14 protein-coding genes are annotated in these 14412 nt (G+C 25.9%); 1 reads left to right on the top strand and 13 read right to left on the bottom strand.

The features are described 5' to 3' along the window. Window positions 1-163: 163 nt before the first annotated feature. The gene (locus tag AVBRAN12637_RS03670) at window positions 164-1306 is read left to right on the top strand and encodes an MFS transporter (RefSeq protein ID WP_336615332.1); all 1143 of its coding nucleotides are present in this window, start codon (window positions 164-166) and stop codon (window positions 1304-1306) included. A 460-nt stretch (window positions 1307-1766) separates the two neighbouring features. Here the strand turns inward: AVBRAN12637_RS03670 and AVBRAN12637_RS03675 are convergent, their stop codons facing one another. The 13 genes from AVBRAN12637_RS03675 to pheS all read right to left on the bottom strand — a co-directional run bounded on the left by AVBRAN12637_RS03675 (window position 1767) and on the right by pheS (window position 14377). After that, window positions 1767-2828 (bottom strand): tyrosine-type recombinase/integrase, encoded by a 1062-nt coding sequence (locus AVBRAN12637_RS03675; protein WP_214120637.1) that lies wholly within the window; start codon window positions 2826-2828, stop codon window positions 1767-1769. 817 nt (window positions 2829-3645) lie between these two features. Further along, window positions 3646-3804: a hypothetical protein gene (locus tag AVBRAN12637_RS03680; RefSeq protein ID WP_336615333.1), complete on the bottom strand. Its 159-nt coding sequence runs from the start codon at window positions 3802-3804 to the stop codon at window positions 3646-3648. Window positions 3805-4258: 454 nt separating this feature from the next. Beyond that, window positions 4259-4735, bottom strand: coding sequence for a PaaI family thioesterase (locus tag AVBRAN12637_RS03685; protein WP_214117512.1), 477 nt, complete (start codon window positions 4733-4735; stop codon window positions 4259-4261). Between the two features lies 1 nt (window position 4736). Next, window positions 4737-5522 (bottom strand): tRNA 5-methoxyuridine(34)/uridine 5-oxyacetic acid(34) synthase CmoB, encoded by a 786-nt coding sequence (gene cmoB, locus AVBRAN12637_RS03690; protein ID WP_336615334.1) that lies wholly within the window; start codon window positions 5520-5522, stop codon window positions 4737-4739. Beyond that, entirely contained in the window at window positions 5522-5785 is a 264-nt protein-coding gene (locus tag AVBRAN12637_RS03695) for a DUF2018 family protein (RefSeq protein WP_214117514.1), read from the bottom strand. The genes cmoB and AVBRAN12637_RS03695 overlap by 1 nt, the downstream gene beginning before the upstream one ends. Before the next feature lie 38 nt (window positions 5786-5823). Beyond that, window positions 5824-6156: a hypothetical protein gene (locus AVBRAN12637_RS03700; protein ID WP_336615335.1), complete on the bottom strand. Its 333-nt coding sequence runs from the start codon at window positions 6154-6156 to the stop codon at window positions 5824-5826. A 2-nt stretch (window positions 6157-6158) separates the two neighbouring features. Beyond that, entirely contained in the window at window positions 6159-6728 is a 570-nt protein-coding gene (gene efp / locus AVBRAN12637_RS03705) for an elongation factor P (protein ID WP_214117516.1), read from the bottom strand. 23 nt (window positions 6729-6751) lie between these two features. Then, window positions 6752-7234, bottom strand: coding sequence for a hypothetical protein (locus AVBRAN12637_RS03710; protein WP_214117517.1), 483 nt, complete (start codon window positions 7232-7234; stop codon window positions 6752-6754). 2 nt (window positions 7235-7236) lie between these two features. Beyond that, window positions 7237-8892, bottom strand: a complete 1656-nt coding sequence (locus AVBRAN12637_RS03715) for a 30S ribosomal protein S1 (RefSeq protein ID WP_214117518.1) — start codon at window positions 8890-8892, stop codon at window positions 7237-7239. Between the two features lie 84 nt (window positions 8893-8976). Then, on the bottom strand, window positions 8977-9804 hold the full coding sequence (locus tag AVBRAN12637_RS03720; protein ID WP_214117519.1) for a 4-hydroxy-3-methylbut-2-enyl diphosphate reductase: 828 nt from the start codon (window positions 9802-9804) through the stop codon (window positions 8977-8979). A gap of 3 nt (window positions 9805-9807) precedes the next feature. After that, complete coding sequence (gene aroA / locus AVBRAN12637_RS03725) at window positions 9808-11085, bottom strand: 3-phosphoshikimate 1-carboxyvinyltransferase (RefSeq protein WP_336615336.1); 1278 nt, start codon at window positions 11083-11085, stop codon at window positions 9808-9810. Further along, a complete protein-coding gene (gene pheT, locus AVBRAN12637_RS03730) occupies window positions 11082-13388 on the bottom strand; it encodes a phenylalanine--tRNA ligase subunit beta (RefSeq protein WP_336615337.1) in 2307 nt (768 codons plus the stop codon). Before pheT ends, aroA begins: the two co-directional genes overlap by 4 nt. Next, a complete protein-coding gene (gene pheS, locus AVBRAN12637_RS03735; protein ID WP_336615338.1) occupies window positions 13385-14377 on the bottom strand; it encodes a phenylalanine--tRNA ligase subunit alpha in 993 nt (330 codons plus the stop codon). The genes pheT and pheS overlap by 4 nt, the downstream gene beginning before the upstream one ends. Window positions 14378-14412: the final 35 nt, after the last annotated feature.

Below are 14412 nucleotides of genomic sequence, written 5' to 3' on the forward strand. Positions count from 1 at the left end.
AAAATATCTTAGTGGTTTATTAGGTTTTTAAAATAAAATCTAACTTAAGCAACGAATATTTAAAGCTTTCAATTCATTTTAAATAACTTAATTATTCACTATAAAAGTAGCTTTAATTACAAACAAGAACTATAATAAACCTATGCAAAGTAATTTTAAATTTATGCTTTTAATAGTTTCATTAGGTTCATTTTTAAGCACATTAGCGCTTAATCAAATTCTACCGCTTTTACCATTTATTATGCAAGAATATGGAGTAAATGGAGATAAGATTAGCTTATATAGTGGTTTAGCTTATGCTGGTAGCACACTTACTATGGCGTTGTTTGCACCATTATGGGGTATTTTAGCTGATAAATATGGTCGTAAAAAAATGCTTTTAAGAGCTAGTTTTGGTATGGGCTTGTGCTTGTTAATTAGCGTATTTTTAAAAACCGCAGAATCATTTATAACACTTAGATTTATTATGGGATTTTTTTCTGGGTTTAACCCTGCTTGTATTGCATTAATAGCTGTTAATGCTCCTAAAGATGATGTGAATGTATCTCTTGCAAAACTTAGCTCATTTCAGATAACAGGCTCGCTTTTAGGACCATTGTTTGGTGGAGTATTAATGCACTTTTTTGATTTTAGAGTTCAGTTTGCAATATCGGGATTTTTATTAATTAGTATATTTTTATTGATATTATTTTTTGTAAAAGAAGATTTTACTCCAGTTCCTAAAGGCGAAAAAATAAGGCTTGATAAAGGCTTGTATTCATTTGTAATAGTTTTGTGTTTAGCTTCGTTTTTAGTGCAGTATTCTCAAACATTTATAGGTCCTATAATCGGCTTATTTGTTTCAAAATTAGTAGACCATAAAGAATTAGCTACAGGTTTTTGCTTTAGTTTAGCAGGAATTGCTAGTGCTATATTTGCTCCGAAATTATCAAAATTAGCAAAAGATTATGGAGAAGTTAATTTGATTTTAATTAGCACTTTTGCTTTGTTTATATGTTTAATATTGCATTATTTTACTAGCCATAATTTTTGGTTATTTTGCTTAGTTAGGTTTATAACCGGTATTAGTTTTTGCTCTATTATGCCTAGTGTTTATTCTATGATAAGAAAAAAGATACCTAAACAAATTAGCTCAAAAATATTTGGAATAAATCAGAGTTTTTACGGATTAGGTGCGTTTTTTGGTAGTTTAAGTGGTGGGTATTTTTATAACTTATATGATGAAAAAGTGTTTTTTATTTGTGCTAGTTTTATTTTAGCTAGTTGTTTTTTAGTTTTCTTTTATAAAAGAATAGGTTCAAAATAAAGTAGGGTATTAAGTTTAAATTTTGGAATAAATTAGAGTTTTACGGATTAGGTGTATTTGTGCTATTACTTTTTATAGGATAAACACTATATATAGAACAAAAACTCAGCTAAACAAAATAAAATTTAGTATTATGCTCTTTTATTTATAGTTTATAGTTGTTTTGGCTAAAGTGATTTATTTGTTTTAATTTTTTTTATAAAAAATAGGTTCAAAATAAAGTAGGGTATTAAGTTTAAATTTTGGAATAAATGAGAGTTTTACGGATTAGGTGTATTTTTTGGTAGTTTAAGTTATGGGTATTTTTATAATTTATACTTTTTTTAGGATAAACACTATAACTAAGCTAAACAAAATAAGAAAAATATGGATTTATAACCTATATAATGAAAAAAGTTTTTTTATACTTATTTTGAGCTAAATTAATTTAATAGTTTTGATGGATACATAAGAAGACTTTTTAGTCTTCTTTTAAATTATTAGCTATTTTTGCTGCTAATTTTAATTTATCATTATCAAAATGAGTATAAATTCTTGAAGTATTAAGCGAAGCATGCCCTAAGGCTTCTTGGACTAATAACAAATCTTTTTCTTTTTTATAAAGTAGGGTAGCAAAACTATGTCTTAACATATGAGCTCCATTTTTTTCTTTGCGAATACCGGCTGCTAATAATACATTTTCAATTAATCTTGATATATAAGCTTGAGTTAATGGCTTACCTTGTTTATTTGTAAATAAGTATTGATTAGGTTCGGCGAAATTATTAAAATATTCTAAATGCTCTTTAATGGAATTTATATTTAGTAAAACCACTCTATATTTATTACCTTTAGCATGAATTCTAAGGCTTATCAAATCATTTTCATAGCTAATATCTTTTAACCTTAATCTAAGAACTTCATTAACCCTTACTCCAGTAAATAATATGATTTTTATAGCAAGTTTATTTCTGTCTTGATTACTTTTAAACTCATAATTATTTAGAGTATTTAAAAATGTTTTCATTTGCTCTTCACTCATAAATTCTGGTAGTTTTTGTCCTGATGATGAATTTAATCCTGACCAGTTTTTTAACTCTATTTCATAAACATAAGAACTATCATCATCTTTATTTTGCGAACTTAAAAATTTAAAAAAATTAACTATAGCGATTTTGTGATTTTTTTTACTCGCATCACTAAGACCTGCTGTTATGCTTGATAGAATTTCAATTACTAATTCTTCATCAATTAGTTTTAGAGAGTACAGCTTATAGTGAATTATTTGCTCGTAAAATTTTTTAATAGGGTTAAAATAAGTATTTACACCAATCATTCCTATATTTCTTGATTTTTTAGCTAACTCATCTAATTCTTCTATAGTGAAATTATTTTTACTTAAAGCAATATTAATCTCTCTTAATTCTTCTGCTTTTTCAAGTAGTTTATTTGATAAAGAATTTAATTTAAATTTTAGAAATTTAGCTATCCAAAATAAAAATGATTTTGAAAAATTGTCTTCACAATCTAAAGGGTATTTCATAATTGTTCCTTAAAATAAGTTGTTTAATATAGAAAAAAAATTATAATAAAAGAAGATTATATTATAAACTTAGTTTTCAATATAAATTTAATATGTAAAATTTTATTAAAAATAATAATAAAAAAATATGATAATTTTACATAAAATAATACATAAAATAATATGATTATTTTTATAAATATACTAAATATCGTATAAAATATCAAAAATTATTTATATATTTTATTAAAATAATTAATATAGAAATAACTCAAATTTATGTCAAGCATATAAAAAATAGTTTGAAAATTATATTACATATATAAATTAAATTCTAAAACCTTATTAAATCTAATTTTGCTATGTTTGGAAATGAAGTATTTTTATAGTATTGAAATTATTGGCGTAGGCATATAAAAAATACATAAGTGATTGGTATAAGTATATAATTTAAGCTCCGTAAGGCTATTAAATTATTTTAAAAATAAAAGCAATCTAAATTGATTATTAGCATATTTAATATGTTTATATATTATATTAGTATTGAAAACTATAATTTTCAAATTAGTATTTTAAAACCATATCACCACTCTGCAATTTTAATAAAACTAAAGATTTTAGATTGTTTATAACAAATTCTTATTAAGTCTTTTTTTGCAACTATTAGTTCAAATGCTATTTTAAGCTTACTTGTTGCGTTTAATAGCATTTTGAATTATGTTTTATAAACTCATATATTTTATTGGACAATAGAAATATATGTATGTTATTTGCTAAAAAGCTCAAAATCACTAAGCTTGGCAGTATTATTGAAATCAGCCAATGCACTCTCAAAATCTCACGCAAACTTCACAGGCACAGCTAAAGCACCAATTCTGGCTAAATTGCCACTTAGTTCATCTTTAAAATTTTTTAACTCTTTACTTGCTAATTTAGTAATACTTACATTCAATTTATTCATATCATCAGCACTTAGCTTTGTTACACGACCAAGCACTTTTAAAGAAGTTTGTTTGTCTTTAATTCCATTAAATCCATCAAAAGCTAATTTTATGGCCTATTCCCAAATCTAAGCCCATTTTAAGCTCTTATTAATACATAATTGTATAATACAAATGCGCGATATAAGTAGCTCTTATTGAGCGACAAGGGCTTTAAATGTGTATTGTAGGCTAATATACAAGGCTTTAATGCTTCGCTAGCAAGGTGACTTAGTCTAGTCCGCCTGTCAATCAATATCATAAAATGACTCAATATAATATTTGCTATTGATATCTTTTGAAGTCAAATATATAATGCTTAAGCACTTTTTAAATACTTATTTTAAACTAAATATCAAATATGCTTTAAGTTAAGGCAAATGCAAGTGCCGTTGTTTTAAGTGTAGTGTTTTTTATATATTTTGAATTTGATTTGTATAAAAGGTTTTAGTTTATAAAACAAGAAAATTATTATTCTTGTTTTTTGCTCTGGTATTTTGCTAATTCACTTTTTTGCATTTTTAATATATGTTCATCTGTTACTAGAACATAAAAAATACCTTCAAATACGCATACTTCTCTTATATATGCTTTTACTAAAACTTCTCTTTTTTTACTATTATCAAATTTAGCAGTTGCTTCAAAAGATATAATATCCCCTATTTTAGCCGGCGCAAAAAAACTAGTTCTTGAGCCTATAACACAGGTATTTTTTTTGTTAATTGCTACTTGTGCAACATAAGCTCCTGCAGAATATATAAAACCATTATGCGCTAAACCTTCAGAATCTGAAATTAATTCAGATGTTATTTTTAATTGCAGATTTGCTTTGTTTTCATCTGTTTCGGTAATGTTGCCACAAATTTCTGTATTTATTGTAGGGCAAGCTTCAACATTGATTTTAATCTCTGTAGAATTTTCTTCTATATCATTTTTTTCTTCAGCCATTTTATACCTTTAATTTTATATATATTCTTTTTGGTGCAGGATAACCTTCTTTTGTAAAATCATCATCTTCTAAAAAATCTTCCAAGCTATATCCATCAATCCAATCTGTTTTCCTTTGCTCTTCTATTGTTGTTTTAGAAGTTGCTAATATTTCAAATTCTTTAAAATTAGCTTTTTTACACCAATTTTGCAATGCTTTAATACTTGGTATAAAATATACATTAGACATTTTTGCATAACTTGTATCTGGAACTAAAGCAAAAGGTTGTTCGCTATCAAAATAAATAGTATCTAAAAATACAATCCCATTAGTGTTTAGACTTTGTTTTAATTGTTTTAGCATTTGCACTGGGTCGCTTCTGTGATAAATCACCCCTAAGCAAAAAATTACATCAAATTTATGATTGTAGCTTGGCAAATCGGCTACCCCTAATCTCTCAAATACAATATTTGTTTTAAATAAGGAATTTAAAAAAGTAAATTGCTCATAGCACCTTTGAGAAGGGTCAAATCCGACAATCTTAGTCGGTCTAAATTCTTGCATTCTAAACATATAATAACCATTGTTGCACCCAACATCAGCCACTATTTTATTCTCAATACAACTAATATGCTTTTTTAAAATATTATATTTTATATTGCTTTTCCACTCACTATCTATAAAAATATTATTTATTTTAAAAGGCCCTTTTCTCCAAGGTTTAAGGCTTTTTGCTTTAATTAATAAATCTTCTTCATTTAATGTATTATCATAAATTTCAACAATATCATCAAAAATAACTTTCATTATCCCTCATGCCCTAAAATTTTTGCTGTTAAATCTATAAAAACATCATTTAGCATTTCATTTAGCAAAGCATCATTATTAAATATAAATTCTTCAACTTGTGTATAGTCTATATTTTGCTTTTCTAATAATAATTTTAATGCTAAAAATTCTTTACTATGCGTTACTATAGTATTTTGAACTGCACCTCTTGGTGCGTTTTGTAATACATCTATTAATTTTTCTTCTGGTGTGGTCTCAAATAATTTATCAAAATCATCCATTTTAATTCTCCAATAACTTATTTAAATAAAAATATATTTTAACTAAATAAATTATCATACAATTGATTTTTATGTTTTATTTTTTTGTATTGATTTTGCTTTTTTATTTTCTCTAGAGTATTAAATTTGCTAATTAATTCAAATCTGTCTAATTGAGAAAAACAGCATAAATTCACAAAATTTTCTAATTCTTTTGAATATGTAGAATCAAGATAAACAGGCTCACATTTATTTAGTAATTTTAAATTCTGCTCTATACTAGATGCGAAAATACCATCTGAAAAATCTTCTTTTTTTAAGGCTAAAGCAAAGCGATTAGCAGCCTTTTCTAAAGCTCTTAAGTATTTTACACGCTTTGCTTTATCGTTCATAATTATTTATTAGCTCTTTCTATATACTCGCCTCTTTGAGTATCTACTCTAATAACTTCCCCTTCTAATACATGGAAAGGTATTTGAACAACTGCACCGCTTTCTAAAGTAGCTGGCTTCTTATTAGAGCCTTGTGTGTCACCCTTGAAATTCGGTTGAGTTTCAACTATTTTTAGTTCAACAACTTGCGGAACTTCAACGCCTATTGCTTTTCCGTTATGGAATAATACGCTTACATTCATACCATCAATCATCCATTTTCTACTTTCGCCAACATCTTCTTCTGTTATAGCTACTTGCTCATAAGTCTCATTATCCATAAATTGGCAAAATTCTCCATCATCATATAAATATTGCATTTCTTTTTCTACTAAATTAGGAGATTCACATTTATCACCTGCGTGGAAAGTTTTTTCTAAAACCTTACCATTTATGAAAGATTTTATTTTTATTCTTACGAAAGCAGGACCTTTACCTGGCTTTACATGTTGATATTCCACTATTTTATAAGGAACACCTTCTATTTCTATTTTTAAACCCTTTTTTAAATCACCCATTGAATAAGATGCCATTTTGTTAATCCTTTAAAATTAAATTAAATCCAAATTTCTTCAAAATCAGAATTGATATTATAGTTTTTTAAACTATCTATAAGGTAATGTAATAAAGAAATATTGTTAGTATCTATGACTATCTGAGAATATTTTTTATTATTAATTAAAAAATATTTCAAATTTAAATTAGATATAGTTTGTTTTACACAAAACAAAGAATAATTATCGTTTTTATCTATATTTAATTTAAAAAATTTCTTTTTACTTAAATTACCTGTATCTTGTAATTCAAAATGAACATAAAGTTCATTTGATATTGGGTAAGAATCTCCCAATTCATCTTTAGCTAATTTAGCATACCACTCATTATTTGATATTTTATTTTTAATAATTTCAATATTTTCATCAATAATTTTAGAAATCTGCAAATCTTTATAATTTGCAGATTTTATTAATAGCATTAAAACCAATACTAAAATAAAAAAAATTATTCCAAATATAAAATATAACGAGTGTTGTTTCATTACTATTGTAATTGATCTTTAATTATATCACCTATTGTAATTTTATCATCAGAATTAAATTTTTCTAAATCTTCACGAGTTTTAATTAAATTTAATTTTTTTATACTTAAGCGAATTTTACCATTTCTAGTGAAAATTAAAGCTCCTTCAATTTCATCTCCAATATTAGGCTTAACTTCTCCTAAATCTTCATTTTTAATTAAAGCTTCAACTTTATCATTTACTTTAACGAACACTCCAAAGTCTTTAATATCGCTTACAATACCTTTAATAACATCACCTAATCTATGTTCTTTAGCAAATAATGAACTAGGACTTTCTTCTAAATGTTTAACACTTAAAGAAATTTTTTGGTTTTCACTATCAATTTTTCTAATTTTAACTTTTACTTTATCCCCTACTTTATAAACTTTTTTGCAAGTTTCATTTTCAGTCCAAGATATATCATCATTTAATAATAAACCTTCAATATTGTCAATTTTAACAAAAGCTCCAAAATTTGTAATAGTGCTAATCTCGCCTTCAACAATATCTCCTGCTTTAAATTTCTCATTAAAGCCATCAAAAGGTTTTGGAAGTAAATTTTTAAGAGATACTCTTAAACGGCGTTTTTCATAATCTATTTCAATTACTTCAACATCAATTTCTTGACCTTCTTTTAAATAATCTCTTGGATTTTTAACATTTTTATCCCAAGAAATTTCACTTATATGTAAAAATCCTTCAATATCATTTCCTAAATCTACAAAAGCTCCATAATTTTCAATATTAGAAACTACTACTTTTAAAATATCTCCAATTTCTAAGCTATCTTTAATTTCATCCCAAGGGTCACTTAAAGCTGCTTTGATTGATAAAGAAATATGTTTTTTCTCTTCATCATATCCTACAATTTTTACTAAAACTTTATCCCCTTCTTTGTATAAAGTACTAGGATTTACAGGACCTTTATAAGATATTTCGCTATAATGAACTAAGCCATCAACTCCACCAATATCAACAAACATTCCATAGCTTGTAAGTTTTCTAACAACACCTTCTTTAAGTTCTGAATCGTTGATTATATTATTAATTAATTCTTTTTTCTTTTTGCGGTCTTCTTCGTTTGCTTTTCTTTTTGACACAACTATACTTTGTGTTTCTTCATCAATTTTTAATATTTTAACTTTAATTTTTTTATTCATTAAAGTATTAATTTCTTTATGAGAGCATTGTGATTTTGGTAAGAAAAATTCTACTTCATTATTATCTACTGCAACAAAACCACCACGATTTTTTCCTATGATTTTTACCTCAAAAGTATCGTTATTGTCTTCATTATAGTTTTTAATAAATTCAACTACTTTTTCTTTACGAAGTGCTTTTTTGTATGATAATAAACGGCGTCCATTATAACTACCTACAACTGTTACTTTAATAACATCATCAACATTAAACAATAGCTTATCATCTTTTGTGATTTCACTAATGTTTAAAACACCTTCTGATTTATCTTGTATATCAACAAATACTTCGTCGCCTTCAATTTTAATAATTTTTCCATCAATTACTGAAATATTTTCAGGATTTTTTTCGCTTTCAAACTCATCTAACATTGCCGCGAAATCAATGTTTTCTAAATCTTCTAAATTGTTATGAGCTCCATTTAACTTAGCCATTTTGGTCCTTTTGTAATAAAATTAATCAAATTAAGAAATGATTGTGCCCTATTCTATCACTATTTCACTTATGACTATTTAATATTAAGTAAAATTTTCTATTTTTTTAACAACTTTATCAATAATCCATTCAGGTGTGCTAGCTCCTGCACTAATTCCGCATAGATTTTTATCCTTAAACCAATTAAAATCTAATTCATTTTCATTTTCAATTAAATAACTATCTTTGCAATGCTCTTTTGCTATTAAAAATAATTGCTTTGTATTTGAGCTATTTTTACCGCCAACAATTATCATAACATCACTTTTCATTGCAAGAATTTTAATAGCTTCTTGGTTTTTAAATGTTGCATCGCAAATTGTATTAAAAACTCTTACTTCTTTTACTTTTAACATTAAAAAATTAGCTATTTGCATAAATTTTTCTACTTTTTTTGTAGTTTGACTTACTAAAGCTACTTTATTTTTAAACTTAATATCTATCAGTTCTTTTTCATCTAAAACTACATAATTATTAGTAGTAGCATAACTTCTTACGCTTTTTACTTCTGGATGATTGCTATCTCCAAAAATAACAATTTCATACCCTTCGTTGCTCATTTTTTCCACAATTTCTTGTGGCTTTTTAACGAAAGGGCAAGTTGCGTCTATAATTTCTCTACCACTTTCTTTTAATATGTCTAAGTCTTGTTTTGTTATTCCATGCGTTCTTATAATAGCCTTTTTCTCATCATTTAATTCTGTTATATCATTAATAGTCTTTACATTAAAATCGTTCTTTAATCTTGATATTTCATCATTATTGTGAATTAATGGCCCAATAGTGGCTGCATCTTTAGTCTTTTCTGCTTGTTTGATAGCTCTTTTAACTCCAAAACAAAATCCGTAACTTTTAGCTAATTCTATTTTCATATTTTATTGTCTTTCAAATAAAGATAAAATTTCATAAAAATTTGTAAAAGAAGCATCTACACATTCAACATTGTCAATTTCTATTTCATAATCTTTAGCTAGCAAAGAAAAACTCATAGCTATTCTGTGGTCTGCAAAACTTTTTAGCATTACATTATTATTTTTTATACTTTTTCCAACAACCATAAATCCATCTTCAAATTCTTCGTATTCAACACCTAAAATTGAATAATTTTCAAGGACAGCCTTTATTCTATCGCTTTCTTTTACTCTTAATTCTTTTGCATTTTTGACAATAGAATTTCCTTCAGCATATAAAAATGCTATTGATAATGCTGGTATTTCATCAATTAGCCAAGAAATATTTTCACTAACTTCAACAGCCTTTAATTTAGAACTTTTTATAGTAATGGTTCCTATATTTTCATAATCATTTTTCTCTATTTGATATGTAATATTTGCCCCCATTTTTTCAAGAATTTTAAATGCTTCAATTCTAGTTTTATTTAAAAGCATATTTTTTAAAACTAGAGTGGAATTATCACTGATAGCACATAAAACAGCAAAGAAAAATGCAGAAGAAGGGTCATTTGGAACTTCTATTTCATACGATTGTAATTTATCTTGTAATGGTTTTACTTCTATTTTAGAACCATCTGTTTTTATTGGCGCTTTTATCATTTTTAATAAATTTTCTGAATGATCTCTGCTTAATTCGCTTTCGTATATTTCGCAACCATTACTCAATAATCCAGCTAATATTAATGCAGTTTTTACTTGTGCTGATTTTAGAGTATTTTCAAAAGTAAAATAATCTATTTTCTCTCCCCTAATTGCTAAAGGAGCATAATTTGCCCCTTCTCTACCATCAATTTTAGCCCCTAGTTTATTAAGTATATCGCTTACTCTTTTCATAGGTCTTTTGTTTAAATATTCATCTCCGCTTAAAACAAAAAAACCATCTTGACTAGCTAAAAAACCAATTAAAAGTCTCATTAGTGTCCCAGAATTTCCACAATCTAAAACTACATTAGGAGATTTGATAGCATTAGGCGGTGTTATAACTAATTCATTTTTATCTTCATATATTTTTATTGTAGCACCTAAATTTCTTACAACTTCTAAAGTATGTAGGCAATCTTGTGCATAAAGATAGTTTTTAACCTTACACTCCCCATTAGTTAATAAAGAAAATAAAGCAGCTCTATGAGAGATAGATTTATCTGCAGCTATATTTTCCAAAACTAAATCAAATTGTTTATTTAATGCTTTTATTTTCATCTTAATTTTAATCCTATTTTATCTAATTCACTAATAATTTCATTCATTTCATTATTTATATCATCATTTTTTAATACTTTTTCATCATCAACAAATGAAAAACTTATGCTTAAACTTTCATAATCTTTTAAGCTTTCATCTTGATATAAATCTACGATTTTAAAATCTTTTAAATTCTTAATGTTTAATTTATTTATAGTTGATTTTATAACCGAATAATCATAATTTTTAGGCACTAAAATACTTAAATCTCTAGTTGTTCCTTGGAATTTTGAATAAGCTTTTGCTTGTATAAAATCATACTCTAAAGCATTAAAATCAATTTCGCATAAATAAGTAACCGGTAATTCTAATTCATTTTCTAAATGTAAATCTAATCTTCCAACTACCCCTATTTTTTGATTGTTTTTATATATATCAGCTCTTTCAAATTCACTAAATAAATGATAATCACTAGATTTTAATTGAAAATCCTTTAATATTGTTTTTAATTCATTTAAGAATGTGAAAAAATCAACATTTTTAGGTTTTGCGTGATTTTTTAAATTTGCATTTTCACTTAAGCCAGAGCTAATTAAAGCAAATTTTTTATTTTCTTGTCCGTTTTCATCAAATACGCTACCAATTTCAAATAATTTTACTGATTTTCTTGAATTATTAAAATTAAAACTAGCTTGTTTTAAAAGTGTGCTAATGATAGAGCTTCTTAGCGTATTCATTTCATTTGTGATTGGGTTTATAATTTCATTTTTGATATATTTTAAATTTAATTTTTCTAAAAATTCTTTGCTATCAAAAACATAGCCAATACTTTCAAAATATCCACACATTAAAGCCCTATTTCTTAATTCAAGAGATTTTTTATATTTTAAATAAGTGTTGTTTGTTCTGTTTAATTCATAAAAATCAAGTGGTTTAGGCTTAATATTATCAATGCCTATCATTCTTACTATTTCTTCACAAATATCAGCAGAATTATTAATATCGTGTCTATAAAATGGAACTTTTAAATATAGATTATCTTCAGCAATACTTAATTCAAACCCTAGTCTTTTTAAAATTTTCACAACATCATTTTTTTCGCAAGACTGACCTATCATATTTTCAAGCTCGCTAATATTACAATTAATTGATATTTTTTCTTTGCTTGGGGTATTTTGACAAGAACTACCATAAATTTTAATGTTTTTATTAAGTTGTAACAAATTAAATAAATAATCAATTCCTATATTAAGCTCTGGTTCGCTACCCCTAAAACTTTTATAAATATCTGTATTTTTATAATTTTTATGAGTATTTGCGATTATTTTAGGATTTACATAATTTGCAATTATGATTATTTTTTTACTATCTTTATCTATTTTAAATTCTTCATTTTGTGTAATTCCAGCAATTGCTAATTCTTTATCTTTATACTTAATAACAAATTCTTTGTTTTCTTTGGTTTTTACATCTAAACTTATTTGCTCGCATTCATTACACAATTTGCTTAAATCAACTGCATTAAATAATACCCCGCTTGCATGTGTTGTATAAGATAATAAGTTTTCTATAGCATTATCTTTTAATTCTTCAATACTAGCTAATCTTAATTTAACCTTTAAAGTATTTTCAATATTATTTAATAATTCTATTGCTTTTATATTTAAATTACCATCAATTCCATCACTAAAATGAACATTCAAAATTCTTCTAATGCCTTCTGCATTATCAACATCTTTAAAAGGTTTTTTTTCTTTTAAATTAATATCTAATGCTGCACTTAAATCTCTTGCTATACCATTAATACTTAAGCAATCCCCACGATTAGGAGTTAGCTCAATTTCAATTAATTCATCATTAAATAAAGGATATTCGCATAATTCTTTACCTAAAGTAAGTTCGCCTATACTATTATCTAAAACCATAATGCCATCATTTATTTTAGCAAATCCAAGTTCAGTTGATGAGCATATCATTCCATTGCTCTCAACCCCACGCAATTTAGCTTTTTTAATAGTAATATCACCAATTTGTGCACCTTCTAAACTAACTGCTACAAATTGCCCTGCTTCAACATTTTTAGCTCCACATACGATTTGTAAAACTTCATTACCAACATCTACTTGGCAAATACTTAATTTTTCAGCATCAGGGTGCTTTTCTTTACTCATTACTTTTGCAACTACAACTTTTTTAGGAGCTATAATTGTAGTTACTCCATCAACTTCTAAACCTATGCTATTTAAAGTTTTTACTAATTCATCTGTGCTAATATTTTTTAAGTCTATAAATTCATTTAACCAATTCTTACTAATTATCATTTAAATTGCTCCAATAATTTTAAATCTCCTTCAAATAATGACCTTAAATCAGGTATTTTATGAAGTAGCATTGCAAATCGCTCAACTCCTAAACCAAAAGCATATCCGCTAACATTTTTATAGCCAACATTTTTAAATACATTTGGATGAACCATACCACAACCCATAACTTCAATAAAGCCAGTTTGCTTACAAATTCTACAACCACAACCGCCGCAGAATACACAAGATATATCAACTTCTGCACTAGGCTCTGTAAATGGGAAAAAGCTTGGACGAAATCTAACTTTTACATCTCCGAACATATATCTTAAAAATTCTTCTAAAACATATTTTAAATTAGCAAAAGATATTTTATCTCCATCTTCAACCACAAGCATTTCTATTTGATGAAACATAGGAGTGTGTGTAATATCAAAATCTCTTCTAAATACGGCACCAGGTGCAATCATTCTAATAGGTGGATTTTGTTTTTTCATAGTTCTTATTTGCACCGGACTTGTTTGAGTTCTAAGTAGTAATTTATCTATAAAATAAAAAGTATCTTGCATATCTCTAGCAGGATGTGATTTAGGTAAATTTAAAGCTTCAAAATTATGAAAGTCGTCTTCAATCAACGGACCTTCTTCAAGACTAAAATTTTGTCTTAAAAAATAATCAATTATCTTATCCATTGTGCTCATTACAGGATGAAGAGCACCAGAATTTGAACGCTCATCAAAATAAGCAAAATTGAAAGCATCTTTTTTAGCTTTTGCTTTTATAAATTCATCTTTTAAATATTTTTGCTTTTGTGTAAATTTATCATTAAATTCATCTCTTAATTTATTTAAAATTTCTGCTTTTTGTTTTTTTTCATCACCTTCTAAGTCTTTTAACTTAGCAAATTCACTTGTTAAATAACCTTTTTTACCAAGAATTTGCACCTTTATTTGCTCTAATTCTTCAAGCGAAGAACAATTATCTAAACTAATTAAAATATCTTCCAAGAGTTAGCCTTTTTATTGATTTTTTACAATTTTAG

Source organism: Campylobacter sp. RM12637 (genome assembly GCF_020137645.1).
Taxonomy (GTDB): domain Bacteria; phylum Campylobacterota; class Campylobacteria; order Campylobacterales; family Campylobacteraceae; genus Campylobacter_E.

Excerpts from the sequence above, each read along its gene's own strand:
- AVBRAN12637_RS03670 (WP_336615332.1), top strand. The coding sequence starts at position 164 with ATGCTTTTAATAGTTTCATTAGGTTCATTTTTAAGCACATTAGCGCTT.
- AVBRAN12637_RS03675 (WP_214120637.1), bottom strand. The coding sequence starts at position 2,828 with ATGAAATACCCTTTAGATTGTGAAGACAATTTTTCAAAATCATTTTTA.
- AVBRAN12637_RS03685 (WP_214117512.1), bottom strand. The coding sequence starts at position 4,735 with ATGGCTGAAGAAAAAAATGATATAGAAGAAAATTCTACAGAGATTAAA.
- cmoB (WP_336615334.1), bottom strand. The coding sequence starts at position 5,522 with ATGAAAGTTATTTTTGATGATATTGTTGAAATTTATGATAATACATTA.
- AVBRAN12637_RS03695 (WP_214117514.1), bottom strand. The coding sequence starts at position 5,785 with ATGGATGATTTTGATAAATTATTTGAGACCACACCAGAAGAAAAATTA.
- AVBRAN12637_RS03700 (WP_336615335.1), bottom strand. The coding sequence starts at position 6,156 with ATGAACGATAAAGCAAAGCGTGTAAAATACTTAAGAGCTTTAGAAAAG.
- efp (WP_214117516.1), bottom strand. The coding sequence starts at position 6,728 with ATGGCATCTTATTCAATGGGTGATTTAAAAAAGGGTTTAAAAATAGAA.
- AVBRAN12637_RS03710 (WP_214117517.1), bottom strand. The coding sequence starts at position 7,234 with ATGAAACAACACTCGTTATATTTTATATTTGGAATAATTTTTTTTATT.
- AVBRAN12637_RS03715 (WP_214117518.1), bottom strand. The coding sequence starts at position 8,892 with ATGGCTAAGTTAAATGGAGCTCATAACAATTTAGAAGATTTAGAAAAC.
- AVBRAN12637_RS03720 (WP_214117519.1), bottom strand. The coding sequence starts at position 9,804 with ATGAAAATAGAATTAGCTAAAAGTTACGGATTTTGTTTTGGAGTTAAA.
- aroA (WP_336615336.1), bottom strand. The coding sequence starts at position 11,085 with ATGAAAATAAAAGCATTAAATAAACAATTTGATTTAGTTTTGGAAAAT.
- pheT (WP_336615337.1), bottom strand. The coding sequence starts at position 13,388 with ATGATAATTAGTAAGAATTGGTTAAATGAATTTATAGACTTAAAAAAT.